This window comes from Streptomyces sp. ISL-11 (assembly GCF_018614525.1).
Lineage (GTDB): Bacteria > Actinomycetota > Actinomycetes > Streptomycetales > Streptomycetaceae > Streptomyces.
In genome coordinates this window covers 1-23,897 of the sequence record NZ_JAGGOL010000122.1, presented here as the reverse complement: position 1 = coordinate 23,897, position 23,897 = coordinate 1, and the positions used below count along the sequence as shown (strand labels likewise).

The window sequence follows — 23,897 nt, the reverse complement described above, 5'->3', positions numbered from 1 at the left end:
GAAACAGAACCAAATGCTCAGTCAGTGCCTGTGTCTGAACCCCGAACCGGCAGGGCCTCAAGCCCGGCTCCGACCCGGTCGGCCAAGTGCTCTACCACGGAACTGCTACGCCCCGCTGTACGAGGAGAGCGCCGCCGTGCCCCAGCGCGGGTGCTCGCCCGCACAGCGCGCCGCGCTCGACCGGGCCCGGGAGCTTCAGTACGTGAGCCGGCGGTGCGGCGACCGCCGCGACTACCCCCTCGGCAGGGGGCGCTGGTGTGGGCGACATGGAGTCCGGCCAGGTAGATGGTCACCGGCTCCTCGGGCCCCTTCGCTACGGCCGGATCAGGTAGAGGAAGGCCAGAGGGGTAGGGGTCGCGTCGGCGCCGCCGCATTGGTTGGCCGGGTTGCTGACGGGCAGGCCGGCGAGGTTGCCGTTGGCGGCGCCGGGGCCGTGGGTGGTTGTTCCGCTGGCGTGGGGTGTGCCGTGGTTGGCGCAGGAGTTTCCGAATGCGGGGGAGGCGATCGGCAAGATGCCGCCCGCGGAGGCGGGGGCGGCTGCCAGGCCGACGGTGAGGAGCGCGAGGCAGCTTGTGGTGTACGTCCGGTTCATGATCGGAGCAACGATCCTCACTGATGCCCGGACACGGAGTCGTAGCAGGCTTAAGAGGTCGTTTCATCTGGTTTACATCGCTTCGCACGCCTCAGAGCTGCACTTATGCCTCTCACGTTTCGGGTTCGTGCGCGACAGGGCGGGAGCATTCGCCGATAGGGGCACTCCTTGGAGTGAGACAGGCTTCCGGGGATGAGGCTGGCGATACGGGCTCCCGGCGAGTCTCACTAATCACGTTGGTGTGCCAGCACCCCAGAACTCGCCTCTGGGCACTGGGGCGAGTTGGGATCAAACGGATTTCATCGATGAAAAAGACCTCTAAGTGCCTGTTTTCGATCCCTGGCGAGCGGTTGCCCAGCTCAGAATTCGAACGGGGCCTTCGAAGTGTGGTGAGGACTGTGTAGAAGCAAGATCGGTATCACTGTCACGGGCACGGCGTCGACCGGGTTCAGGATCAGAGGTGCTGACCGAGATCCGCGAACAGCACTGTGGACTTGAGGGGCTGGCATCGATCCTGTCCGGTGGGCTACGTTGTGCGGCGATGACTACCGGGACGGCATTGCGCCACACACGGATTGGTGACCCGGCGCTCCTCTGAGCGCCGTACGGGCCGGTGTTGGCCCGTTGTTGGGTCAAGGATCTGGCGCTGCTGCGCGGGCTCCGCCTCCTGTCGTGTTGATCACAGCTCGACACGTCAACCACGACAGGAGAACTCATGCCCATCAAGATGCTGCACATTCCCACTGCGGACGGCCAGGCCGACGCTTTCGCCGCCTTCCCCGACAACGGCGAGCGGCACCCGGGCGTGCTGATGTACGCCGACGGCTTCGGCATTCGGTCCGTGCTGCGGGAGATGGCCCGCGAACTGGCCAGGCACGGGTACTACGTGCTCGTCCCCAACCTCTTCTACCGGCACGGCCCGGCACCGGTGATCGAACTTCCCGAGCACATCGGAGAAGATGTCCGGCCTGCGGTCTTCGCCCAGCTGATGCCTTTGATCGAGGCGCACACCGCCGAACGTGTCCTGAGCGACGCCGACGCCTACCTCAGCTTCCTCGCCGCCCAGCCCGAGGTCAGCGCCGGACCGGTCGCGGTGACCGGCTACTGCATAGGCGGCCTCCTGGCGACGCGCACCGCCGCGGCCCGCCCCGGCCAAGTGGCCGCCCTCGCCGCATTCCACGGCCCCGTGGGCGTCGACGGACCCGACCTCTTCTCCAAACTCACCGCCCAGGTCCACCTCGGCCACGCCGAAGGCGACATGACGCCCGAGGCCCTCGGTGAGCTCAACCAGGCCCTGGACGCCGCGGGGGTCGGCTACACCTCCGAGATCTACCCCGGCACCGTCCACGGCTTCACCATGTCCGACACCGACGCCTTCAACCCCGCCGCGCTGCAGCGCCACTGGGACCGCCTGCTCCCCCTCCTCGACCGCACCCTGGCCAACAGCTGAGGCTCCGGCTCGGAAGCCAAACCCAGTACATGGGTCCGGAGTCCTAGGAGTGTGTCTCGGTAACCGGCAATTGGCTGGGTGACGGCGGTGGCCGGGGTCGGTTGCGGTCGCCCGGCCGGCGTCTGCTGGGCGGGACGACGGGTCCTGCCGGTCCGGGAAGCAGGCTAAGGGCCGGTGGCCGGGGCCGGTCAGGCGGTCGCCGTGGCGAGCCCGGCGGTGCCGACGTGTCGGAAGGCCTTGCGGAAGTTGTGGCAGGCGGCCAGCAGGCGCCACTCTCCTCGGGCGCCGTCCTCACCGCGCAGGAGGAGCTGTCGGCCGTTCTGACAGGTCATGACCTGACCGAAGACGGGTTCGACGACGGCCTTGCGCCGGCTGTAGGCGGCCTTGCCGGGCTTGGTCCGCAGCTTGCGGGCCATGCGTTCCTTGAGCGTGGCGTTCTTGGGGATGCGTCCGCGGGGTGCTGGCGGGACCTGCTCGTCGTGGCCGAGGCGGCCGGTGGCCATGAACGTGTCGGTTCCGCGGGCCAGTCGGCGCTCCTGCGCGGCTTCGAGGTTGGTGTCGGAGCAGTAGCCGGCGTCGACGAGTGCCCGGTCGGGGGGGATTCCGGTGTTCTGGTGGGACTGGTCGAGCATGGCGGTGTAGCTCGGTGAGTCGGAAGCGCAGGTGGTCACGTCGGCAGCAGTGACGACCTGGTGTTCTTCGTCGACGACGGCTTGGGCGTTGTATGCCTGGATGTAGGCGCCGTCGCTGTTCTTCATGATCCGCGAGTCGGGGTCGGTGAAGTTGGCCTGGGCCTTCGGCTTCGGGCGGGCTTTGGTGGCGGCTTCGGCCTCGATCTGGGCGCGGGCGGCCTGCAGCCGGGGGAGGCGCTTCTCGCGCCGGTCCAGTTCGGCGGGCAGGTCTGCGTCCTTGCCGTCCACTCCGAAGGTGGCGTCCTCGGCGTTGTCGATGGCCTCGGCGTCGGCCAGCAGCGCGGCGGCCTTCGCCTCCAACTGGGCAATCTCGGCCTCGACCTGCTCTTCCTTGTCGATCAGGCGGCCGTAGCTCATCGCCTTGTGCTTGGAGGCGTTCGCTTCCAGCTTGGTGCCGTCCAGGGCGACGCGGCCCACCTTGACCATGCCGAGCTTCATGGCGAGGTGCAGGGACTGGGTGAACAGGCCGGCGAGCGCGTCGAGGTGGCGGCGGCGGAATCGCGATATTGAGCGGAAGTCCGGGGCCTGGTCGGCGGCCAGGAACCGGAACGCGACGTCGTCGACGCACTTGCGCTGGATCGCCCGCGAGGAGCGCACCCCGGTGGTGTAGCCGTAGATCAGCAGACGCACCATCAGCCTGGGGTCGTACGGCGGATAGCCGCGCTCTCGGTGTAGTCGGCCAGGATCGGGGAGAGGTCGAGGACCTCATCGACCAGGTCCGCGACGAACCGGGCCAAGTGGCCCTCGGGGAGCCAGCCATCCAGCGACGGAGGCAGCAGCAGGACCTGGTGCGGGTCGAACGCCCGGAACGTCTTGTCCACCGCCACCCCACGACCCTGCCGCCGCTTCACTCCGACCGGCTCGACCTCGAACAGTCCATCCCCACCACGCACTCCGGGATCCTCCCGCACGAAAGATCACGAGGCCTAGCGGGTCGCCCGTTACGGGGTGCCGTTAACGATCGCGGCACCGGCCGCCATGGCGGCGCAGCTGGTGGGTCTGGGGCGACGTGGCAACGCGCGGGTCGCGCATGAAGAATCGCTTCGCCTTCTTTGCCACGTCTTAGGATCGGCTCCAACCACCTCGGCCCGTTCCAAGAGTGGGCCGCGACGACAACACTTACTACTGACGGAAACTCATGGGAATCCTCGACAGCGCAGGCAAGGCCGCCGCGCAGGCTCGCGACACAGGCCACGCCATGCTCGGCGGCAAGAACGCCTCCGGCTTGAAGCACCAAATCGTCACTGCCACGGGCACCGGGACCGTCGAGGCCAAAGCACCTGCCGGGTACATCGTCACTGGCGGCGGCTGGTATAACGCCCACCTTGACAAATTCGACATTGTGCAGGAGAGCTACCCCTCCGCCGACGGGACTGGGTGGAAGGTGTGGATCAGGCGGGGGCCTCGACGGAGAACGTTGAGCACACCGTGTACGCCGTCTGCGTCGCCGACGACAGCTGACCGCTAGGAGGACGTGCCGTTACTGAGACACGCTCCTAGCGGTAGGTCTTCAACTCCCGCCGCGCCAGAGACCGCTGATGCACCTCGTCCGGCCCGTCCGCCAACCGCAGCGTCCGCGCCGCGGCCCACAGCTCCGCCAGCGGGGAATCCTGGCTCACCCCGGCCGCCCCGTGCAACTGCACGGCCTTGTCGATGATGTCGACGACCGTGCGCGGCGTCGCGATCTTGATCGCCTGGATCTCCGTGTGCGCGCCCCGGTTGCCCACGGTGTCCATCAGCCAGGCCGTCTTGAGCACCAGCAGCCGCAGTTGTTCCACCGCGACCCGGGAGTCCGCGATCCACTGCTGGACGACGCCCTGCTGGGCGAGCGGCTTGCCGAACGCCGTACGGGCCACCGCCCGGCGGCACATCAGCTCGATCGCCCGCTCGGCCATCCCGATCAGCCGCATGCAGTGGTGGATCCGGCCGGGGCCGAGGCGGGCCTGGGCGATGGCGAAGCCGCCGCCCTCCTCACCGACCAGGTTCGCGGCCGGGACCCGGACACCGTCGAACACGACCTCGGCGTGGCCGCCGTGGGAGTGGTCCTCGAAGCCGTAGACCCGCATGGCGCGCCGGACCTCCAGGCCCGGGGTGTCGCGGGGGACCAGGACCATCGACTGCTGGCGGCGGGGGTCCGCGCCGTCCGGGTCGGTCTTGCCCATGACGATGAAGATCCGGCAGTCGGGGTTCATGGCCCCGGAGATGTACCACTTGCGGCCGGTGACGACATAGTCGTCGCCGTCGCGCTCGATCCGCGTCTCGATGTTCGTGGCGTCGGAGGAGGCGACCTCCGGCTCGGTCATCGCGAAGGCGGACCGGATCTCCCCGGCGAGCAGTGGCTCCAGCCACCGCTTCTTCTGCTCCTCGCTGCCGAACTGCGCGAGCAGCTCCATGTTCCCGGTGTCCGGCGCCGCGCAGTTCAGGGCCGTGGGAGCCAGCTGCGGGCTGCGGCCGGTGAGTTCGGCGAGGGGCGCGTACTGCAGGTTGGTCAGCCCGGCACCGTACTCGGTGTCGGGCAGGAAGAGGTTCCACAGCCCCCGCCGCCGGGCCTCCGCCTTGAGCTCCTCGATCACCGGCGGGGTGTCCCAGGGAGAGGCCAGGGCGGCCCGCTGCTCCTCGGCGACCGCCTCCGCCGGGTACACGTGCTCGTCCAGGAAGGCCAGCAGCCTGCCGCGCAGCTCTTCCGTCCGCGCGTCGAATGCGAAGTCCATCCGCTCAGCCCTCCTGCAGGGTGGTGAGTCCGTTGTCGATGAAGAGGGGGACCAGCGCTCCGATGCGGTCGAAGCCCGCGCCGACCGTCTGCCCCAGGGTGTAGCGGTAGTGGATGCCTTCGAGGATCACGGCGAGCTTGAAGTAGGCGAAGGCGGTGTACCACGGCAGTGCCGAGACGTCGCGCCCGGAACCGGCGGCGTAGCGCTCGACGATCTCGGCCGGCTCGGGGTGGCCGGGGGCGTCGCGCGTGGTGGTGATCGGGGAGCCGGGCACCGGCCGCTGCTCGCTGTACATCACCAGCAGGCCGAGGTCGGTCAGCGGATCGCCCAGCGTGGACATCTCCCAGTCCAGGATCGCCCGGACGGTGTCGTCGGCGCCGACGAGGGCGTTGTCGAGCCGGAAGTCGCCGTGCACGACGGTGGCCGCGGGGGAGGCGGGCAGCGCCTTGCCGAGCGCCGTGTGCAGGTCGTCGATGCCGGGCAGCTCACGATTGCGCGAGGCGTCCAGCTGCTTGCCCCACCGCCGCAACTGCCGCTCCAGGAAGCCCTCGGGCCGCCCGAAGTCCCCGAGCCCGGCCGCCGCGGGGTCCACGGCGTGCAGTTGTACGAGCGTGTCGGCGAGGCCCAGCACGACCCGGCGGGTGCGCTCCGGGCCGATCGCCGCGAGCTGCCCGGCCGTGCGGTAGGGCGTACCCTCGACGAACTCCATGACGTAAAAGGGCGCGCCGAGGACACTGTCGTCCTCGCACAGCAGCAGCGCCCGGGGCACCGGCACCGCCGTCGGGTGCAGCGCGCTGATCACCCGGTGCTCGCGCCGCATGTCGTGCGCGGTGGCCAGGACGTGCCCGAGCGGCGGCCGGCGCACCACCCAGCGGCCGGTGCCGTCGGTGACGGAGTAGGTGAGGTTGGAGCGGCCCCCTTCGATCAGCTCGGCGGTGAGCGGCCCTCGCACCAGCCCGGGCGCCTCGCGCTCCAGATACGCGCGCAGCCGCTCCGGATCGATCCCTGGGGGCGTGCTGGGGGTGCCCTTGCTCATCGAGTGCTCCTCCATGGGGAATTGAGCCCGCGGACAGAAGATTCGAGATCATCATGCCGACCAGTCGGTATGCCGTCCAGAGGGCGACGGCCACCAACTGCCGCGGGATCTCTCCTGGCTCAGGCGTGACAGGCCATGGGCCGGCCGCCGTTCATCGTCTGCATGTCGCCGAGGACGGCCGGCAGGTCCAGCGGGGACGCCAGGGGCAGGCCGTCCAGCTCGGCGTAGGCGCGGTGGAGGTTGGCGACCAGCCGCTCGCTCTCGCGCAGCGTCGCGAACTCGCCGAGGTCGGCGGCGCGCGCCGCCTCCAGCGGGGTGCGGCCGGCCGCGTGCTCGGTGCGGGCGTACTCCTGGAGCCAGCGGAAGTAGCGCTCCAGGACGTCGTAGACCCCGGGGCCGGTGACCGGGCCGTGGCCGGGCACCACCGTCTCGGCGTCGAGCCCGCGCAGGATCTCCAGGGAGCGCAGCGACCCGCTGAGCGAGCCCATCATGAGGAAGGGCGTGCCGCCGTTGAAGACGAGGTCGCCGGTGAAGACGACGCCCTGCTCGGGCAGCCAGGCGATGGTGTCGCCGACGGTGTGCGCCGGGCCCGGGTGGATCAGCCGCATCTCGGTGTCTCCGAGGTGCAGGGTCAGCGCGTCGGTGTAGGTGACCTGCGGCGGGGTGATCGTGACGTCGCCGTAGTCGACGCACGGCCAGATGCCGTGCAGCTGGAAGCCCACCGCGAGGGTCTGCTCGCGGCAGTCGGCGTGCCCGATGATCGTGGCCTCGGGGAAGACGCAGTTGCCGTAGGTGTGGTCACCGTGGTGATGGGTGTTGACGATCGCGGTGGGCAGGGGCGCGCCGTCGCGCACGGCGGCCTCGCGCAGCAGCCGCGCCCGCCGTTCGGTCGCGGCGGTGTCGATCAGCGCCGTCCGGCCGCCGCCGGTGACGATGCCCGCGTTGTTCAGGCACCAGCCGCCGTCGGGCTGCACGAACGCTCGCACGCCGGGGGCGAGGGCGACGGTGTACGGCTCCGTCTCCTCCGCGCCGGCGGGCGTGGTGCTGGTCGTGGTGGACATCGATGGCCTCCCCTCGCCGTCCACGCGGGGTGCGCGGATCGGACTGCCCGTCAGAATACGGGCGCGCGGCGGAGGGGCCGCAGCGGTGTCAGGCGCGGTGCTCCATGCCGGGGCGCAGCCGCTCCAGCAGCCGGTAGAGCGTGGCGCGCTCGTCCTCGTCCAGCGTGTCGAGCGCGGTGTGGGTGGCCTGCATCTCGGCCCGTACGCGGCGGATGGTCTCGCGGCCCTCGTCGGTGGCGACCACGTTCTTCACGCGGCGGTCGGCCGGGTCGGCCTCGCGGCGGACCAGGCCGCGCGCTTCGAGGCGGTCCACGATGCCGGTGACGTTGGAGGCGTCGCACACGAGCAGCGTGGCGAGGCCGCGCATGGGGACCGGGCCCTTGAGCTGGGCGAGCAGCTTGGCCTGCACGGAGGTGAGGCCGTGGCGGGCGGCGGCGGCCGCGAAGTCCTGCCACTGGGCGGTGCCGAGCGCCGCCACCAGCTCCAGGAGCTGAGCCTTGGTCGGGGTGTGCGCGGGGGTGGCGGTCATGGTTGAAGTGTACTCAAGAGCTTGAAGCCTTAAAACATTAACTTGACTACCTGAAGTATTTCGACCTAACCTATGTCGAGTTGCTTGACCTCATCAAGCATCAACGTGATGAATCACTTAGTCATGAATCACTTCGGTCATGAAGCAACTCGAAGGACCCCGCCACCCATGAGTTCCCCAGCCGCCACCCTCCAGGGCCGGTCCGAAGGCAAGCAGGGCAACGAGACGGTCATCGTCTTCGCCCTGAGCCTCGCCGCCATGGTCGTCTCGATGATGCAGACCCTGGTCGTGCCGATCCTCGGCCTCATCCAGAACGACCTGGAGACCACCTCCGCCAACGTGAGCTGGGTCACCACCGCCACCCTGCTCTCCGCCGCCGTCTTCACCCCGCTGCTCGGCCGCTTCGGCGACCAGCACGGCAAGAAGAAGACCCTCGTCGGCGTGCTGGTCGTGATGGTCGCGGGCTCCGTCCTCGCCGCCGTGACCCACTCCCTGCTGTGGCTGATCGTCGGCCGCATCCTCCAGGGCGCCGCCACCGCGATCTTCCCGCTCGCGCTCTCCGTCCTGCGCGAGGAGGTGCGCCCCGCCAAGCTGCCCGGCGCCATGGCCATGGTCAGCGGCACCCTCGCCTTCGGCAGCGGCCTCGCGCTCGTCGCCACCGGCCTGCTCACCTCCGGTGACAACCCCGACTACCGCAGCGCCTTCTGGCTGGCCACCGGCCTCGCCGCGCTCGCCCTCATAGCCGTCGCCACGCTGGTCCCCGCCACCAAGCAGACCACCGGCGGCCGCACCGACGTCCTCGGCGCCCTCAGCCTCGCCGCCACGCTCGTCCTGCTCCTGCTGCCCATCACCCAGGGCCACGAGTGGGGCTGGTCCTCCGCCCGTACGATCGGCTGCTTCGCCGGCGCCGTCGTCATGGCCGCGGTCTGGACGCTGATCGAGCGCAAGGTCAGCGAGCCGCTCGTCGACATGAAGATGTTCGCCCACCGCCCGGTGCTCTTCTCCAACGTCGCCGGCCTGCTCGTCGGCTTCGGGTCCTTCGCCCTCTTCATCGGCGTCTCCTACCTCGTACAGATGCCGTCGAAGATCACGGGCTACGGCTTCGACGCCAGCGTGCTGCGCGCCTCCGTCGAGTTCCTGCTGCCCAGCACCATCGTCTCCCTGCTCGCCGCGCCCATCGGCGGCCAACTCGTCCGGCACAAGGGCCCGCGCCTGGTCCTGCTGCTCGCCTCGCTCATCGGCACCGCCGGCTTCGTGTGGATCGCGCTCGACCACGAGCACGCCTTCTCCGTCATCGCCGCCGGCATGTTCGTCGGCGCGGCCATCAGCTTCGGCTACGCCGCCATGCCCGCCGTGATCGTCTCCAGCGTGCCGCACCACCAGACCGGCATCGCCAACGGCATCAACTCCATCTCCCGCTCGACCGGCAGCGCCATCGGCAGCGCCATGATCACCACGGTGCTGGCCTCCAAGAGCATCGAGCACCTGCCGCCGGGCGCGCCCAAGCTGCCGGCCGAGAGCCAGTTCACGCTGACGTTCGTCATCGCGGGCACGGCGTTCCTGCTGGTCGCGTTCGTCGCCTCGCTGGGACTGCGCAAGGTCTTCGGCCCGCGCGCCGCCGAAGTGGCGGACCACGCCACCACGGCGGACGCTGGGACCGCACCCGCCAACGCCTGACCTCTCGGCCCACCCCCACAAGGAGCACCACCATGAAGGCCATCAGCTACCGGAGCTACGGCGGCCCCGAGGTCCTGGAGTACGGCGAGCGCCCCGACCCCAAGGTCGGCCCCGACTCCGTCCTGATCAAGGTCAGGGCCGCGGCGGTCAACCCCGTCGACTGGAAGGCCCAGGCCGGCTACCTCGACGGCTTCCTGGACGCCGTGTTCCCGGTCGTCCCCGGCTGGGACGTCTCCGGCGTGGTGGTCCGGCCCGGGGCGGACGCCCAGGAGTTCGCGGTCGGCGACGAGGTCATCGGCTACGTCCGTGAGGACTTCCTCTCCCGCGGCACCTTCGCCGAGTACGTCGCGGCCCCCGCGCGGACCCTCGCCCGCAAGCCGCGCAACCTCACCTTCGAGCAGGCCGCGGGACTGCCGCTGGCGGGCCTGACCGCCTACCAGTCGCTGATCAAGGCCCTGCGGGTGAGCCAGGGCGACACCGTCCTGGTCCACGCCGCGGCCGGCGGCGTCGGCTCGATGGCCGTCCAGATCGCCAAGCACCTGGGCGCGCGGGTCATCGGCACCGCCAGTGAGCGCAATCACGACTACCTGCGCGGCCTCGGCGCCGAGCCGGTCGTCTACGGGGACGGGCTCGCCGACCGCGTACGGGCCCTGGTCCCCGGCGGCGTCGACGCCGTGCTCGACCTGGTCGGCGGGGAGGCCCTCACGGTCTCCCCGGCCCTGCTGGCCGACGGCGGCCGCCTCGCCTCCGTCGCCGACCCGGCCGTCCTCGGCCTCGGCGGCCGCTACGTCTTCGTCCGCCCCGACGCGGCGGACCTGGCAGCCCTCACCGAGCTGGCGGAGAGCGGCGCGCTGACGGTGGAGGTGGCCCGCACCTTCCCCCTGGAAAAGACGGCGGACGCGCAGCGCGCGAACGCGGAGGGACACACGCGGGGCAAGATCGTGGTGACGATGGACTGACGAGTCCGTCGAACGCCGGGCGGGCTGAGAAATCAGCCCGCCCGGCGTTTGGCCGCACGGGCGCGCAAATCAAGCCCGCCCGGCGATTGAGGGCACCGGCGCCGCGCCGTCGGGGCCGTCCGATTCGGTCGGCCGCAGCGAGCCAGTGCGCACGGCGCCGGGTACGGCCATCGGTCGGGGGCGCCGCATCAGCCCGTCCGGCGCTTGAGGACAACCCTCAACCCCGCCACCCACCCCGCTCCCGCAGCAACCGGAACGCCTCGAACCCGTCCGGCACCCACTCCCACTCCCCGAGCAGCCCCAGCAGCTCCCCCTCGGAGAGAAACCCGTACCAGGCCACCTCCGACACCTGAGGCGACACCGCCACGTCGCAGACGACCCCGTACACCGCCGACCACCACGACTGCCCGTCCCCCTCGTAGAGGAAGCGGAAGAGCGGCGTCGGCGCCGGCAGCCCGTGGACGCCGAGCTCCTCCTCCGCCTCCCGCAGGGCCGCCTCGTCGTAGGACTCGCCCGCACCGACCACGCCGCCCACGAACATGTCGTAGCGCGAGGGGAACACGAGCTTGTCCGCCGTGCGCCGGTGGACGAAGATCCGGCCCTCCGGATCCCGCGCCAGGACGAAGACGCACCGGTGGCGCAGCCCCCGCCCGTACACCTCGCCGCGCCGCGCCCGGCCCACCACCCGGTCCCGCTCGTCCACGATGTCCAGTACCTCGTCCGCGGGCGGCGTTCCTCGCTCGGTCATGCCGCCCATCCAAGCAGGGTGCGGGCAGCCGCCGTCAATGCGGCTGGAGGTCGCGGACGCGCGCCGCCTCCGCCGGCCCGGACGGCATCGCCGGATGGCGGCCGATGAGCACGATGCCGACCACGATCGCCGCCAGCCCCGCCGCCTCCCAGGCCAGTGCCCCGGTCGTCATCCGCAGCCGGTCGCCGAGGAAGCCCACCCCACAGGCGATCCCCGCCAGCGGCTGCGCCGCGGTCAGCGCGGGCAGCGACATCCGCAGCGGTGCCGTCTCGAAGGCGCTCTGCACCAGCACCAGCGCCGTGACGCCGAGTACGAGCACCCCGTACGGCTGCCAGCTGGTGACGAGCCCCGTCCAGCCGTCCTGGCCGAGCCGCTCGCCGCTGACGCGGGTGAGGGCGTCCTGCACGCCGTAGAGCAGTCCGCCCGCCACCGCGAGCAGCGCCGCCTCCGCGCTCATCCGCAGCCGTTTGGCGACCGCCGTCAGGCACAGGGCCGCGCCGATCATCAGGCCCAGGATCAGCCAGTGCCGCAGCGGGTCGGTCACGGAGTCGCCGCCGCGTGGGCGGCCCGCGACGACGAAGGCCGTCACGCCGCCCGCCAGCAGCCACAGCCCGCACCAGCCCGTCCGGCCCAGCGGCTGCCGGGTCAGCCAGCGGGAGAGGGCCATCGCGAACAGCAGGTTCGTCGCCATCAGCGGTTCCACCAGCGACACCTCGCCGTACCCGAGCGCGACCGCGCCGAGCACCATGCCCGCGATCATCAGCCCGATACCGGCCAGCCAGCGCGGCATCCGGGCGAGGTCGAGCAGCAGCCGCAGGGAGAGGAAGTCGCTCATCGGGGCCCGCTGGGCAGCGCTCTGCTGGAGCACGAAGCCGATGCCCAGGCAGCACGCCGCACCCATGGCGAAGGCGAAGACCATCACGTCGCGCACCTCAAGGCCGACCGGCCGTAGGGGACTTGACATAAAGACGATAGCCGCCACGGTGGCGGAGTGACGGCCGAGTACCCCCCTTTCGGCCGTCCATCCCCTCCAACGGGCGATGCGCCGGGAACGGCCGGGAAAGCCGGTACGGGAGGCGGACGCGCCCTCTCCGGCGATGTCGAACTAGAGTGCGCCAAGCAAGCGTGCGAATGACGGGCGTGACGCGCGCGCCGCGACGCGCGCACCGGCCCGCCCCGAGCCCCCTCGCAACCAGATCTGACAGACCGTGAGTTGATGAACCGTCAGTTCCATGATCGGTCTTGACTCGGAGCCGTGACTACCGCTTTGCTGTGCGTGACTGAAGTGGATGGTTTGCGGACGCCTCGACCCGGCGCCCGGAGGGGACGTACGCCGTGGAGGAAGCCCGCAAATGACGCCCCCACCCTTGGGCCGACCGCGGAACAAGGACGGATCTGCCTTCGACCCCGCCCTGGACGACACCGAACTGGCCACCGTCCGTGATGCCCTGGCCCGCGGCCGCTGGGCCGACGCCCGCAACCTCCTCGCCGAGACCGGCGACGACTGGGACCGCCGCGGCCACCGCCTGGTCGTCCTCGCCGACGGCCCCACCAGCGCCGCCTGGGCCCGTGAATGGCAGCTCGCCGAGCCCGACAGCCCCGACGCCGCCGCGCTCCTCGCGTGCGCCACCGTCTGCCGGGCCGTCAGCGGCAAGGAGATCCCCGACGTGGCCCGCGCGGCCTGCCTGGCCGCCGCCCGGATGGCGCCCGCCGACCCCTCGCCCTGGCTCGGCGTCCTCATCCTCGCCCACCGCACCGGCACCGACGACGAGCGCGTACGCGCCTTCGACCAGGTCCGCGCCCGCCACCGGGACCACCACCACGCCCACCACCTGATGGCCGCCTGCCTGGCCGAACACCAGAAGGGCGACCGCGATGACCCCCTGCACGAGGTCTACGACTTCGCCGCCTGGGCCGCCGAGCAGGCACCCGCCGACTCGCCCCTGGCGGTCCTGCCCGTCGTCGCCCACGCCGAGCGCTACCGCGTCCTCGCCCGCGCCGGAGTCGAACCCCCCGACCCCGCGCGCTCCGGCCACTGGGCCACCCGCCGCGCCCGCCAGGTGATGAAGGCCGCCTTCGACTGGTGGCTCGAATGGGACGTCGACGACGGCACGGCCCACCCCCGCCGCAAGGTCGACCTCAACTACCTCGCCCACGCCAAGCTCCACGAGGGACGCGTCGCCGAAGCGGCCGCCCTCCTCACCCGCATCGGACCGCACGCCACCCACGCCCCCTGGTCCTACCCCGACCAGGACCCCAGGAAGGCGTTCCAGGCCGCCCGCCGCGCCGCCCTCGGCGCGGCCTGAGGCCCGCCCGCACCTCCTCCGCACCACGCCCCCCGCTCACCCCATGGGAAGGACGACCCGCCATGCCGACGGGCACGACGAGCGAGATCAGCACCTTCAAGGGCCAGGAAAGACGCCTCCGCGCCGACCGGATAGGGGTGGCCGGACTGCTGCTCTCCGTCGTCGCCGCCAGCGCACCGCTGATGGTGACGGCAGGCGTCATGCCCACCACGTACGGCACGATGGCCATCGTCGGCCAGCCCCTGCTCTTCGTCATCCTCGGCGTGGTGCTGACCCTCTTCAGCTGCGGTTACGCCGAGATGAGCCGCCACGTCCACAACGCCGGCGCCTTCTACGCCTACATCGCCCGCGGCCTCGGAGGCACCGCGGGCGCCGCCGCCTCCGTCGTCGCCCTCGTCGCCTACAGCGCCATGCAGTTCGCCATCTACGGCATCTTCGGCTTCGAACTCGCGGGCCTGCTCGACAAACACCTCCACCTCTCCGTCGCCTGGTGGCTGCCCGCCCTCGCCGCCGTCCTGGTCGTCGGCGTCCTCGGCTGGCTGAAGATAGACCTCAGCGCCAAGGTCCTCGGAGTCCTGCTGCTCATCGAGTGCGTCATGGTCGTCGTCTTCGACGTCGCCGGCGTCGGCAGCCCCGGCCCGGAAGGCGTCTCCTTCCACTCCTTCAACCCCGAGACCCTCAGTGGCGGCGGCCTCGGCACCGCCCTCTGCTTCACCATCGCCGCCTTCGTCGGCTTCGAACAGGCCGCCGTCTACGCCGAGGAGACCAGCCGCCCCCAGGTCGTCGTCGCCCGCGTCACCTTCATCGCCGTCGGCTTCGTCGCCCTCTTCTTCGCCGTCAGCTCCTGGGCCCTCAGCGTGGCCGCCGGGCCCGGCGACATCATCGGCCTCTCCCAGGAACAGGGCCCCAACCTCCTCTTCGCCCTCACCGAGAACCGGCTCGGCGGCGCCTTCGCCGACGTCATGCACGTCTTCTACGTGACCGGCATGTTCGCCGCCATGCTCAGCTTCCACAACGTCGTCGCCCGCTACGCCTTCGCCATGGGCCGCGAAGGGCTCCTGCCCGCCGCCGTCGGCCGCACCGCCAAGGCCAGCGGCGCCCCCGCCTACGGCTCCCTGCTGCAGAGCGTCGTCTCGCTCCTGGCCGTCCTGCTCTTCGCGATCACCGACAACAAGCCCAAGGGCGATCCGACGGCCCCCATCCAGCGCCTGTTCACCTGGAGCGGCAACGTCGGTGCCCTGGGCGTCATCGTGCTGATGGCCGCCGCCTCGGCCGCCGTCATCGCCTTCTTCGTACGGCGCGGCGCCGCCCGCGTCCAAGCGCCCCGGCTCGTCGCCTCCGGTCTCGCCGGCGTCGCCCTCGTGGTCATCGCCGTCTACGCCGTCCGGGACTTCGACGTGCTGCTCGGCGCCGACCCCGGCTCCGCCCTGCGCTGGATCCTGCCCGGCCTCATCGGCCTGGCGGTCGTCGCCGGCCTCGCCTACGGGCTCGTACTGAAGTACCTGCGCCCCGAAGTGCACGCCAACATCGGCCTGGGCAACGAGGCGTTCCAGCTGGAGAAGGCGGCCGCGGCCAACATCCCCCGCCCCCGCGCGGCGAGCTGAGGAGCGGCCCCGTCCGCGGGGCCGCGCTCCCTCAGCCCTCCAGGGCCTTGCCCACCCGTCGCGACGCCGTGAACGCGTACAGGTCCAGCACCCCCGGCGGCTCCGCCAGCCCCGGCCCGCCGGCCCGTACCCACGCGGCGATGTCCGCCAGCGCGTCGTCGTCGTTGACCAGTCCCAGCCACACCGGCCGGCCCCCCGCGGCCCGGCCGGCGGCGGACGGCTGCACCACGATCACATTGGCCTGGTCGCACACGTCCAGACACTCCGACGCGCGGACCTGCGCGGCGCCGTCCACCGCCGCGCGCAACCGAGGGATCTGCCCGGCGTGGTCCACACCGGGCACCTTCCGCGGATCACCGCAGCAGCACCCCCGGCAGACCGTTATCCGGCAAGGGGCGGAGGCGGGGGAGGGCACGGCACGGCGGCCACGAGGGGTGATCATCAGCCCGATGATACGCAGGCGGCACCGGGCCCGGCCATGGCCGAATTGCGGTGATGCGTCCCGCTGATCGCCCGCAGTACGGTCATCACTCCGCGCGCGCAAGGCAGTTGGCGCGAGGCGACGACCGGAGGGGCGAACCATGGGCGGCAAGAGCACGTCGAAGGCGATCGAAGCGCGCTACCAGACGTCGTTCGGGCGGATAGCGGGCTACCTGCCCCGGAACCGTCGGGCCGCCGAGCAGTGGCACGCCGACTTCGTGGCCAAGGCCAAGGCGCGGACGGACGACCACGTCCCGTCCGTGGCGGCGCTGGAGAAGCTGCTGAACGACAACAAGACGGTGCACGACCTGGTGGCCGAAATGATCAAGCAGGCCGCCGGGAAGGGCCGGGTCAAGGACATCCCCGAGCTGCTGAAGTGTCTCGACAGGATCACCACCACCGCGCCGGAGTACCGGCTGGACCCCGCCGAGCGGGTCTTCTTCCCGATGTCGACCTTGTTCGTCCACATGATGAACACGGACGCGGGCGTGGACGCGTTCCGCAACCAGGAGTTCAACGCCGCCCTCCTGAACATCCTCACGGAGTGGTGCGCCTACCTGGACAGCCCCGAGAGCCGCCACGTCCTGACCGAGGACGAGACCGGCTGGCTGTGCCAGGCCGCCTACGAGCAGAACAAGCTCTACGAGTTCGTCATCCCGGACCCCGACGCCCTCTACGGCGGCTTCACGTCGTACAACGACTTCTTCCACCGGCGGATCAAGCCGGAGTTCCGCCCCAACGGCGCCCGGCAGGACGAACTGGCCGTCATCTCGCCGAACGACGGCTCCGTCGTCAGGTGGCTGGAAGGCGTCAAGAAGGACGACGACATCATGATGAAGGGGCAGCCGTACTCGCTCCAGAAGATGCTCAACGGCAGCGAGTACGTGGAGCGGTTCGTCGGAGGCACGGTCTTCCAGTCGTTCCTCTCCGGCGCGAACTACCACCGCTGGCACGCACCGGTCGACGGCGTGATCAAGCACATCGAGCGCGTCCCCGGCCTGATGTTCAGCGAGCTGCAGATGGACAAGGAGGACGACACCGCCGGCACCCTCTCGCAGGGCTACCAGGCATCGGTCAACACCCGGGGCCTGGTCTTCATCGAGAGCACCGCCCCCAGGATCGGCATGGTCTGCGTCGTCCCGGTCGGCATCACCGAGATCTCCTCGGTGCGGTTCACGCCCACGCTGAAGGCAGGCGACAAGGTCACCCGCGGCGACGAGCTCGGCTACTTCAGCTACGGCGGCTCCAGCATGTGCCTGGTGTTCGAGAAGGGCGCCATCGATCACTTCACCGTGCCGAACAACACCATCGACCACGCCGACGACGGCGCACCGATCTTCGTGAACGGACGGATCGCGCGGGCGAAGGCCCCCACCGGCTGACGCGCCCGACGAAGAACCCCCGGCCGGTCGGCCGGGGGTTCTTCGTACGGAGAGCGGGGGCCGTCAGGCGTGCGCCTCGGCCGCCACCGGCTTCGGGATCAGGAACGACGTCGCCAGGGCGGCGCCGAGGATCACCACTCCGGCGATCATTCCGGAGGTGTAGCCGGTGGACGAGGCCGGGTCGCCCGGCAGCGCCGCCGTCCTGACCGCGTAGAGCAGCGCGAAGCTGAGACCGGCACCGAGGTTGAACGCGCCCGCGTTGAGGCCGGGCAGGAAGCCCGGGTTCTCGTCGGGGGACAGGACGATGCCGAGCCCGTTGAGGACGATGTTCGCCACGCCTGCGTACGTGATGCCCACCAGGACCGAGGCCACCAGCAGCATCACGCGGGAGTGCGAGGGCATGGTCAGGATCATCAGGACGACGGAGGCCGCCGCCCCGACGAGCCCGCACCGCAGCACGCGCCCGTACCCGAAGGTCGCGGCGAGCCGGCCGGCGGCCGGGCCCATGGCGAGTCCGGCGAGCGCGTACGGCGTCAGGGTCCACCACGCCGATTCCTCGGCGGTCATGCCCAGACCCGCCTGGGCATCCTGCGCGAAGGCCGGGATCAGCCCGTTCATGACGGCGAACACACCCGTCATGGTCAGCACGGTGGTCAGCAGCGTCGCCCACGTGGAGCGCCGGCGCAGGTGCCGGGTGGCGACCAGCGGGTGGCCGGTGCGGTTCTCCGTCCGCCAGAACAGGGCGAAGGCGACGGCGGCGACGGCGGTGAGACCGCCGACCAGGAGCCAGTTCGCGGCGCCGAGCTTGCCGGCCTCGTTGAGCGCGATGAGCAGCGACCCGACCGAGACGACCAGGAGGGCGACCCCCGGCCAGTCCATCCGGTTCGCGGCGGCGACCTTGGACTCCGGGGTCAGCACGGCGACGAGGGCGGTCGCGACGACCGCCACGCCGGCCATGGCCCAGAAGACGGACTGGAAGCCGTGGTGGTCGGCGAGGAAGCCGCCGGCCAGGGAGTCGACACCGGCGATGCCGCCATTGACCGCCGTGATCACGCCCAGCAGGGTGCCGTACCGCTTGGGCTCGGTGACCTCGATCCGCAGCATGATCAGACACAGCGGGACGACCGGGCCGGACGCGCCCTGGATGACGCGCCCGACGAACAGCATGGGCACGCTCGTCGCCAGCGCCGCGACGACGCAGCCGACGGCCATCAGGGCCAGCATTCCGGCCAGCACCTTGCGGCGGCCGACGACATCGCCGAGCCGGGGCAGGAAGAGCGAGAACAGGGCCGCGGACGTGAAGAACGCCGTCTGGGTGAGCCCGATCTCGGCGGAGCTCGCGCCGAGGCTGTCCTCGATGCTCTTCAGCGCGGGGCTGAGCATGCTGGCGTTGAGCTGGAAGGCGATACAGGCCGTGAGCAGTGCCGTGATCAGCACGCCCACGCGGACCGGGCGGCCCGTCGCGGTGCCGGGCCGGTCATCGGCGATACGGGCGGTGGGGGTGGGGGAAACGTTCATGCCTCGTGGATCTCTGGGAGCGAGCACACAGAAAAACCCCAGCTTCGCTGGGGTTTTTCGTTGTGTCCGAGGGGGGACTTGAACCCCCACGCCCGATAAAGGGCACTAGCACCTCAAGCTAGCGCGTCTGCCATTCCGCCACCCGGACAAGGTGTCTGTCTTTCGGGGCCGTGCCCCTTCCGACGTGGAAAACAATACCAAAGATCTGGCGGTGCTCGATCACGCGGCCGGACCGCCGCCCCCGTGACGGGCGTGTGACGGGCGCATTGCGGCCTTGGGCTCCGAAGATCGGAGAGGGAGGATGGCTGAGGACCCACGCCGCGGGGCCGCCCGCGACCCGGGCGGCGCACGGCAGCGAACCAGGAGGAGGCAGCGTGAGCGAGTCGAAGTCCGCCGGCAACGCGACGGGCAGGAGCACCGGGGCGGAGGAGGAAGTGGTCGACCTCTGCCGTGATCTGATCCGGATCGACACCAGCAACTACGGCGACCACTCCGGACCGGGGGAGCGCGCCGCCGCCGAGTACGTGGCCGAGAAGCTCGCCGAGGTCGGCCTGGAGCCGAAGATCTTCGAGTCCCACAAGGGCCGCGCCTCGACGGTGGCGAGGATCGAGGGCGAGGACCCCTCCCGGCCCGCCCTGCTCATCCACGGCCACACCGACGTCGTGCCCGCCAACGCCGACGACTGGACCCACCACCCCTTCGCCGGGGAGATCGCGGACGGGTGCCTGTGGGGGCGCGGCGCCGTGGATATGAAGGACATGGACGCGATGACCCTCGCGGTCGTCCGGGACCGGATGCGCACCGGCCGCAAGCCCCCGCGCGACGTCGTGCTGGCCTTCCTCGCCGACGAGGAGGCCGGCGGCGTCTACGGCGCCCGGCACCTGGTCGACAAGCACCCCGGCCTCTTCGAGGGCGTCACCGAGGCGATCGGCGAGGTCGGCGGCTTCTCCTTCACGGTCAACGAGAACCTGCGGCTCTATCTGATCGAGACCGCCCAGAAGGGCATGCACTGGATGCGGCTCACCGTGGACGGCACCGCCGGGCACGGCTCGATGACCAACAAGGACAACGCGATCACGGAGCTGTGCGAGGCGGTCGGCCGGCTGGGGCGGCACGAGTTCCCGGTCCGGATGACCAAGACCGTACGGTCCTTCCTCGACGAGCTCTCCGACGCGCTCGGCACCCCGCTCGACCCCGAGGACATGGAGACGACCCTCGCCAAGCTCGGCGGCATCGCCAAGATGATCGGCACGACCCTGCGCAACACCGCCGCACCGACCATGCTCGGCGCGGGCTACAAGGTCAACGTGATCCCCGGGCAGGCCACGGCGCACGTCGACGGCCGGTTCCTGCCGGGGTACGAGGAGGAGTTCCTCGCCGACCTCGACCGGATCCTCGGGCCGCGGGTCAGGCGGGAGGACGTGCACGCGGACAAGGCGCTGGAGACCAGCTTCGACGGCGGCCTGGTCGACGCGATGCAGTCGGCGCTCAGGGCCGAGGACCCGATCGCGCGCGCCGTGCCGTACATGCTCTCCGGCGGCACCGACGCCAAGTCCTTCGACGACCTCGGGATCCGGTGCTTCGGCTTCGCGCCGCTGAAGCTTCCGCAGGAGCTGGACTTCGCCGGAATGTTCCACGGTGTTGACGAACGTGTGCCCGTAGATGGTCTGAAGTTCGGCGCACGGGTGCTCGATCGATTCCTCGACCAGTGCTGAAACCTCGGAAGTTCGTTTCCTCTTAACCGGAAAGAGTGAATGGAACGAGGGTTGGCGTAGCCCGATTACCTCCTCGTCGTTACAGGTGTGCGGTCCGCGGCTGGGACCGTTTGCCAACGAGGAGGAATCACATGCTCAAGAAGGTTGTCGCTGCTGCGGCCGTCTCCGGTGGTGTCGTCATCGCCGGTGCGGGTCTGGCCGTGGCGAGCTCGGGTGCCCAGGGTGCCGCGGTGAACTCGCCGGGCGTTGTCTCCGGCAATGTCGTCCAGGTTCCCGTGTCGGTCCCCGTGAACGCCTGCGGCAACACGATCAACATCGTCGGGCTGCTGAACCCCACCTTCGGCAATACGTGCGTCAACAGCTGACGTTGTGCCTCTGCCCGTAAGGGTATGAAGGGCGGCTCCGGAGCGCGCGATGCGCGAGCCTCCGGGGCCGCCGGGCTTTCGACGCGCGGGCCCATCTGTCCGGGCGTTATTCCGATGTGCAGAAGGTAGAGAGGCAGAACTTCCATGCGACAGGTCGGCAAGAAGAGCCTGATCACGGTGGCGGCCGCGAGTGGCGTGATCGCCATGACCGGCGCCTACGCGTTCGCCGACTCGGGCGCCTACGGCGTGGCGTCCAACTCCCCGGGCGTGGCGTCCGGCAACACCGTCCAGGTCCCCGTCAGCATCCCGGTGAACGCCTGTGGCAACACCGTGAACGTGGTCGGGGCGCTCAACCCCGCCTCGGGCAATCGCTGCGTCAACGGATCGAGCGGTCACGGGCACGGCGGGCATGGCCACACCGGCGGCTCGGGCGCGTACGGCTCCAGCCACAACTCGCCCGGCGTGGTCGCCGGCAACACCGTGCAGGCACCGGTGAGCGTGCCGGTCAACGCGTGCGGCAACAGCGTGAACGTGGTCGGCGTGGGCAACCCCGCCACCGGTAACCACTGCGTCAACGGCAGTGACCACGGCCACGGCGACCACCACGGTGGGCACGACAAGCCCGGCAAGCCGGGACACCACAAGCCCCCCACGGGTCACAACCCTCCCGGTGAGGACCACGGCCACAAGCCGCCCACCGGTCACCATAAGCCGGCGGACCACACCCCGCCCGCCGGTCACCACGCCGAGCACCCGGCAGGCCACAAGCCGACCGCCGTGAGCCCGGCACACACCCCCAAGGGCGGCCACATGCCGGCCGCGGAGGTCAAGGCCGAGCACCGTGACGCGCCGCTCGCCGCCCCGGCGGAGAAGGCCGTCGAGCTCGCGCACACCGGCGCGGGTCAGCTCGGCATGGCCGGCGCCGCCAGCGCCGGTCTGCTGCTGGGCGGTGCGGTCATCTACCGCCGCGCGCGCGCCGCGCAGAACTGACCGGATCGCTCCGTACGTGTTCACCACGTGGCACGCACCTGGCGAATGATCCGACGGCGCAGCCGAACTCTGCGGCTGCCGTCGGGATGGAGACGCAGTCGGTCCAACTCCCAGTGTCCGTACTCGGCATGGTCGGTCAGCAAGCGTGTGGCGGCACCTCGGGAGACCCCCCTCGGCACATACACATCACAGAATTCGTATTCCGGCATCGCATCTATTGTGCGGGAACGGGCCCGGTGCGGATAGCGTCTGCACTATGTCTGATGCTGCGCAGCCAACCGCTGCCGAGGTACGCGCCGCCGCCGAGGCGGTCAAAGCCGCGCTGGACCGCCACCTCGACGCCGTCGAACGCCGGTCCGGGGAGGACGACCCGGCCGTCTACGCCGCGTTCAACGACCTGGCCGCGACAGCCGAGGCGTACGACGAGCTGCTGTACGACGTCTACGACGAGGTCACCCCCTTCGAGATCCCCGGCGACGACACCCTGCCCGCCTACGCGGGGCCGGAGGAACCCAGCGCGCTGAGCGTGCTGATCCGCCGGGACTACGCGGTCGTCGAGCCGCAGCGGCTCCTCGCCCAGGCGCAGCGCGTCGCCGACCTCGATCCCGACATCGACACGCCGCCGGGCACGGGGGCGCCGGCCGGCGCGGCGAGCATCGTCGGCAGCAGCGTGCACGCCGCGCTCGGGGTGCTCTTCGGTGAGTACGAACCGGACGAGATCGCCTCCCGGCACAAGGAGTTCGGCCTGGAGGAGGGGGACTCCACGCTCTGGGTGGCCGCGGCCGACGACCCGGCGGAGCCGGGGGAGTGGCTGGCCGCGCCGTTCGACCAGGCCGATCCGCAGCGGGTGATCTGCCGCTTCGACGTCAGCGCCGTCTTCGACGAGGAGCTGGACCTCGACGACGGTGACGACGGCGAGGACGGGCTCCTCGACGAGGACGGCCCCGGGGACGACGGCCCGGGCGCGGGCGTGCCGTCCCGGCGCTGATCCCCGCGGGCCGCGCCGGGTCCGTCCCGGCGCGGCCGCGTGCTCACTCCCCGGGGCGGCCCTGCGCCCGCAGCAGGGACCGGAGCCGGGTGCTCCGCTCCTTTGCGGGGACCTCCGCGACGGCGCGCGGCAGCGCCTGGTCGACGCCGTGCACGACCGACAGGTGCCGCTCGGCCCTGCCGAACGCCGTGTAGATCCACGACCTCGTCAGCGTCCGGGCCGCGTCGCCCGGCAGCACCACCACGGCCGCCGGCCAGCGCGTACCGGCCGCCTGGTGCGCGGTGACGGCCCAGCCGTGCCGCACCGCTTCGCCCACGTGCTCCTTCGGCACGACGACGGGCGTACCCGCGCAGTCCAGGCGCAGCCCTTCCGCGTCCGCGCCGATGACGGTGCCCGGGACCATCCGGCCCGGAGCCGGTACGTACGCCACCCGGTCGCCCGGATCGAAGCCGCCGAACCGGCCCGGGCCCGGATTCAGCCGCTCCTTGAGCGCCGCGTTGAGCGCCCGGGTGCCGGCGGGGCCGCCGTGGCCCGGGGTGATGACCTGCGTCTGCTCGGCCGGCACGCCGATCGCGCGGGGAATGGAGTCCGCGACCAGCTGCACCGTGCGGTGCACGGCCTCGGCCGGCTCGCGGACGGGGACGATCACGACCTCCTTGCCGGGCGCGGCGGCCTCGCCCAGCTCGCCGACGCCGATGCCCGACACCAGCTCGCCGATCGGCCCGGTGTCCGGGGTGCGCGAGACGACCACGGGGCAGGTCCGGGCGGCCACGACGTCCGCGAAGACGCGGCCGGGCCCCGCCGACCAGAGCACCGCCGGGTCGCCGCCGAGCACCAGCCGGGTGCCGTCCGCCAGCGACTCCACCAGCATCGCCGCCGTCTCGACGTCCAGTTGCGGCGCGTCGAGCACGGCGAGGACGTCGAGCGCGAGGGCACCGTCCGTGTCCCGGCCCGGCCCCTGCTGCCCGGACAGCAGCGCGGCGACGGTCACGGCCTCGGCGCCCGCCCGCCGCCTGCAGTCCTCACCGTGCACGGCGACGCAGGCCCGCAGCCCGAGGGAGGCCGCGGCCGCGACGAGGGCGACGGGCTCGGCG

The 23,897-nt window shown here is 71.1% G+C and carries 21 protein-coding genes, 1 tRNA gene and 1 pseudogene; 10 read left to right on the top strand and 13 right to left on the bottom strand.

The window, feature by feature from the left end; genetic code table 11:
• Positions 1-313: 313 nt before the first annotated feature.
• Positions 314-592: a chaplin family protein gene (locus J7E86_RS23330; protein WP_215083834.1), complete on the bottom strand. Its 279-nt coding sequence runs from the start codon at positions 590-592 to the stop codon at positions 314-316.
• A gap of 715 nt (positions 593-1,307) precedes the next feature.
• On the opposite strand from J7E86_RS23330, the gene J7E86_RS23325 reads away from it, so the two are divergent.
• The gene (locus tag J7E86_RS23325; RefSeq protein WP_215083831.1) at positions 1,308-2,042 is read left to right on the top strand and encodes a dienelactone hydrolase family protein; all 735 of its coding nucleotides are present in this window, start codon (positions 1,308-1,310) and stop codon (positions 2,040-2,042) included.
• Positions 2,043-2,230: 188 nt separating this feature from the next.
• Here the strand turns inward: J7E86_RS23325 and J7E86_RS23320 are convergent.
• The 5 genes and pseudogenes from J7E86_RS23320 to J7E86_RS23300 form a co-directional block, all read right to left on the bottom strand.
• A pseudogene (locus J7E86_RS23320) lies at positions 2,231-3,609 on the bottom strand (IS1182 family transposase).
• 621 nt (positions 3,610-4,230) lie between these two features.
• A complete protein-coding gene (locus J7E86_RS23315) occupies positions 4,231-5,445 on the bottom strand; it encodes an acyl-CoA dehydrogenase family protein (protein WP_215083829.1) in 1,215 nt (404 codons plus the stop codon).
• Positions 5,446-5,449: 4 nt separating this feature from the next.
• Positions 5,450-6,481, bottom strand: coding sequence for a phosphotransferase family protein (locus J7E86_RS23310; RefSeq protein WP_215083827.1), 1,032 nt, complete (start codon positions 6,479-6,481; stop codon positions 5,450-5,452).
• Between the two features lie 119 nt (positions 6,482-6,600).
• The gene (locus J7E86_RS23305; protein ID WP_215083825.1) at positions 6,601-7,542 is read right to left on the bottom strand and encodes an MBL fold metallo-hydrolase; all 942 of its coding nucleotides are present in this window, start codon (positions 7,540-7,542) and stop codon (positions 6,601-6,603) included.
• Positions 7,543-7,630: 88 nt separating this feature from the next.
• Complete coding sequence (locus tag J7E86_RS23300) at positions 7,631-8,071, bottom strand: MarR family winged helix-turn-helix transcriptional regulator (RefSeq protein WP_215083823.1); 441 nt, start codon at positions 8,069-8,071, stop codon at positions 7,631-7,633.
• Positions 8,072-8,239: 168 nt separating this feature from the next.
• On the opposite strand from J7E86_RS23300, the gene J7E86_RS23295 reads away from it, so the two are divergent.
• Positions 8,240-9,748, top strand: coding sequence for an MFS transporter (locus J7E86_RS23295; RefSeq protein ID WP_215083821.1), 1,509 nt, complete (start codon positions 8,240-8,242; stop codon positions 9,746-9,748).
• Between the two features lie 32 nt (positions 9,749-9,780).
• Positions 9,781-10,707, top strand: coding sequence for an NADP-dependent oxidoreductase (locus J7E86_RS23290; RefSeq protein WP_215083819.1), 927 nt, complete (start codon positions 9,781-9,783; stop codon positions 10,705-10,707).
• 217 nt (positions 10,708-10,924) lie between these two features.
• Here J7E86_RS23290 and J7E86_RS23285 read toward each other — a convergent pair whose 3' ends face one another.
• Positions 10,925-11,464: an NUDIX domain-containing protein gene (locus J7E86_RS23285; RefSeq protein ID WP_215083817.1), complete on the bottom strand. Its 540-nt coding sequence runs from the start codon at positions 11,462-11,464 to the stop codon at positions 10,925-10,927.
• A gap of 25 nt (positions 11,465-11,489) precedes the next feature.
• Positions 11,490-12,419, bottom strand: coding sequence for a DMT family transporter (locus J7E86_RS23280; protein WP_251019559.1), 930 nt, complete (start codon positions 12,417-12,419; stop codon positions 11,490-11,492).
• A 388-nt stretch (positions 12,420-12,807) separates the two neighbouring features.
• On the opposite strand from J7E86_RS23280, the gene J7E86_RS23275 reads away from it, so the two are divergent.
• Together J7E86_RS23275 and J7E86_RS23270 are read left to right on the top strand one after the other, a co-directional pair.
• Positions 12,808-13,761, top strand: coding sequence for a hypothetical protein (locus J7E86_RS23275; RefSeq protein WP_215083815.1), 954 nt, complete (start codon positions 12,808-12,810; stop codon positions 13,759-13,761).
• A gap of 62 nt (positions 13,762-13,823) precedes the next feature.
• The gene (locus tag J7E86_RS23270; RefSeq protein WP_215083813.1) at positions 13,824-15,365 is read left to right on the top strand and encodes an APC family permease; all 1,542 of its coding nucleotides are present in this window, start codon (positions 13,824-13,826) and stop codon (positions 15,363-15,365) included.
• A 31-nt stretch (positions 15,366-15,396) separates the two neighbouring features.
• Here J7E86_RS23270 and J7E86_RS23265 read toward each other — a convergent pair whose 3' ends face one another.
• Positions 15,397-15,807, bottom strand: a complete 411-nt coding sequence (locus tag J7E86_RS23265; protein WP_215083811.1) for a (2Fe-2S) ferredoxin domain-containing protein — start codon at positions 15,805-15,807, stop codon at positions 15,397-15,399.
• A 139-nt stretch (positions 15,808-15,946) separates the two neighbouring features.
• Here J7E86_RS23265 and J7E86_RS23260 point away from each other — a divergent pair, with 139 nt between their 5' ends.
• Entirely contained in the window at positions 15,947-17,227 is a 1,281-nt protein-coding gene (locus tag J7E86_RS23260; RefSeq protein WP_215083809.1) for a phosphatidylserine decarboxylase family protein, read from the top strand.
• Positions 17,228-17,290: 63 nt separating this feature from the next.
• Here J7E86_RS23260 and J7E86_RS23255 read toward each other — a convergent pair whose 3' ends face one another.
• Together J7E86_RS23255 and J7E86_RS23250 are read right to left on the bottom strand one after the other, a co-directional pair.
• Positions 17,291-18,745: an MFS transporter gene (locus J7E86_RS23255; protein ID WP_215083807.1), complete on the bottom strand. Its 1,455-nt coding sequence runs from the start codon at positions 18,743-18,745 to the stop codon at positions 17,291-17,293.
• 63 nt (positions 18,746-18,808) lie between these two features.
• Positions 18,809-18,893: transfer RNA gene (locus J7E86_RS23250), tRNA-Leu, on the bottom strand.
• Between the two features lie 226 nt (positions 18,894-19,119).
• On the opposite strand from J7E86_RS23250, the gene J7E86_RS23245 reads away from it, so the two are divergent.
• From J7E86_RS23245 to J7E86_RS23235, 3 genes are all read left to right on the top strand, one after another.
• Entirely contained in the window at positions 19,120-20,460 is a 1,341-nt protein-coding gene (locus J7E86_RS23245) for a M20/M25/M40 family metallo-hydrolase (RefSeq protein ID WP_215083805.1), read from the top strand.
• 131 nt (positions 20,461-20,591) lie between these two features.
• The gene (locus J7E86_RS23240; RefSeq protein WP_215083803.1) at positions 20,592-20,825 is read left to right on the top strand and encodes a chaplin; all 234 of its coding nucleotides are present in this window, start codon (positions 20,592-20,594) and stop codon (positions 20,823-20,825) included.
• Positions 20,826-20,969: 144 nt separating this feature from the next.
• On the top strand, positions 20,970-21,815 hold the full coding sequence (locus tag J7E86_RS23235) for a chaplin (protein ID WP_215083801.1): 846 nt from the start codon (positions 20,970-20,972) through the stop codon (positions 21,813-21,815).
• Between the two features lie 20 nt (positions 21,816-21,835).
• On the opposite strand, the gene J7E86_RS23230 is transcribed toward J7E86_RS23235, so the two are convergent.
• The gene (locus J7E86_RS23230; protein WP_215083799.1) at positions 21,836-22,024 is read right to left on the bottom strand and encodes a DUF5703 family protein; all 189 of its coding nucleotides are present in this window, start codon (positions 22,022-22,024) and stop codon (positions 21,836-21,838) included.
• Positions 22,025-22,071: 47 nt separating this feature from the next.
• Here J7E86_RS23230 and J7E86_RS23225 point away from each other — a divergent pair, with 47 nt between their 5' ends.
• Entirely contained in the window at positions 22,072-22,803 is a 732-nt protein-coding gene (locus J7E86_RS23225) for a hypothetical protein (protein WP_215083797.1), read from the top strand.
• Positions 22,804-22,846: 43 nt separating this feature from the next.
• On the opposite strand, the gene J7E86_RS23220 is transcribed toward J7E86_RS23225, so the two are convergent.
• Positions 22,847-23,897 (bottom strand): ATP-dependent RecD-like DNA helicase (locus tag J7E86_RS23220; protein ID WP_215083795.1); only part of this gene is annotated, 1,051 nt, incomplete at its 5' end.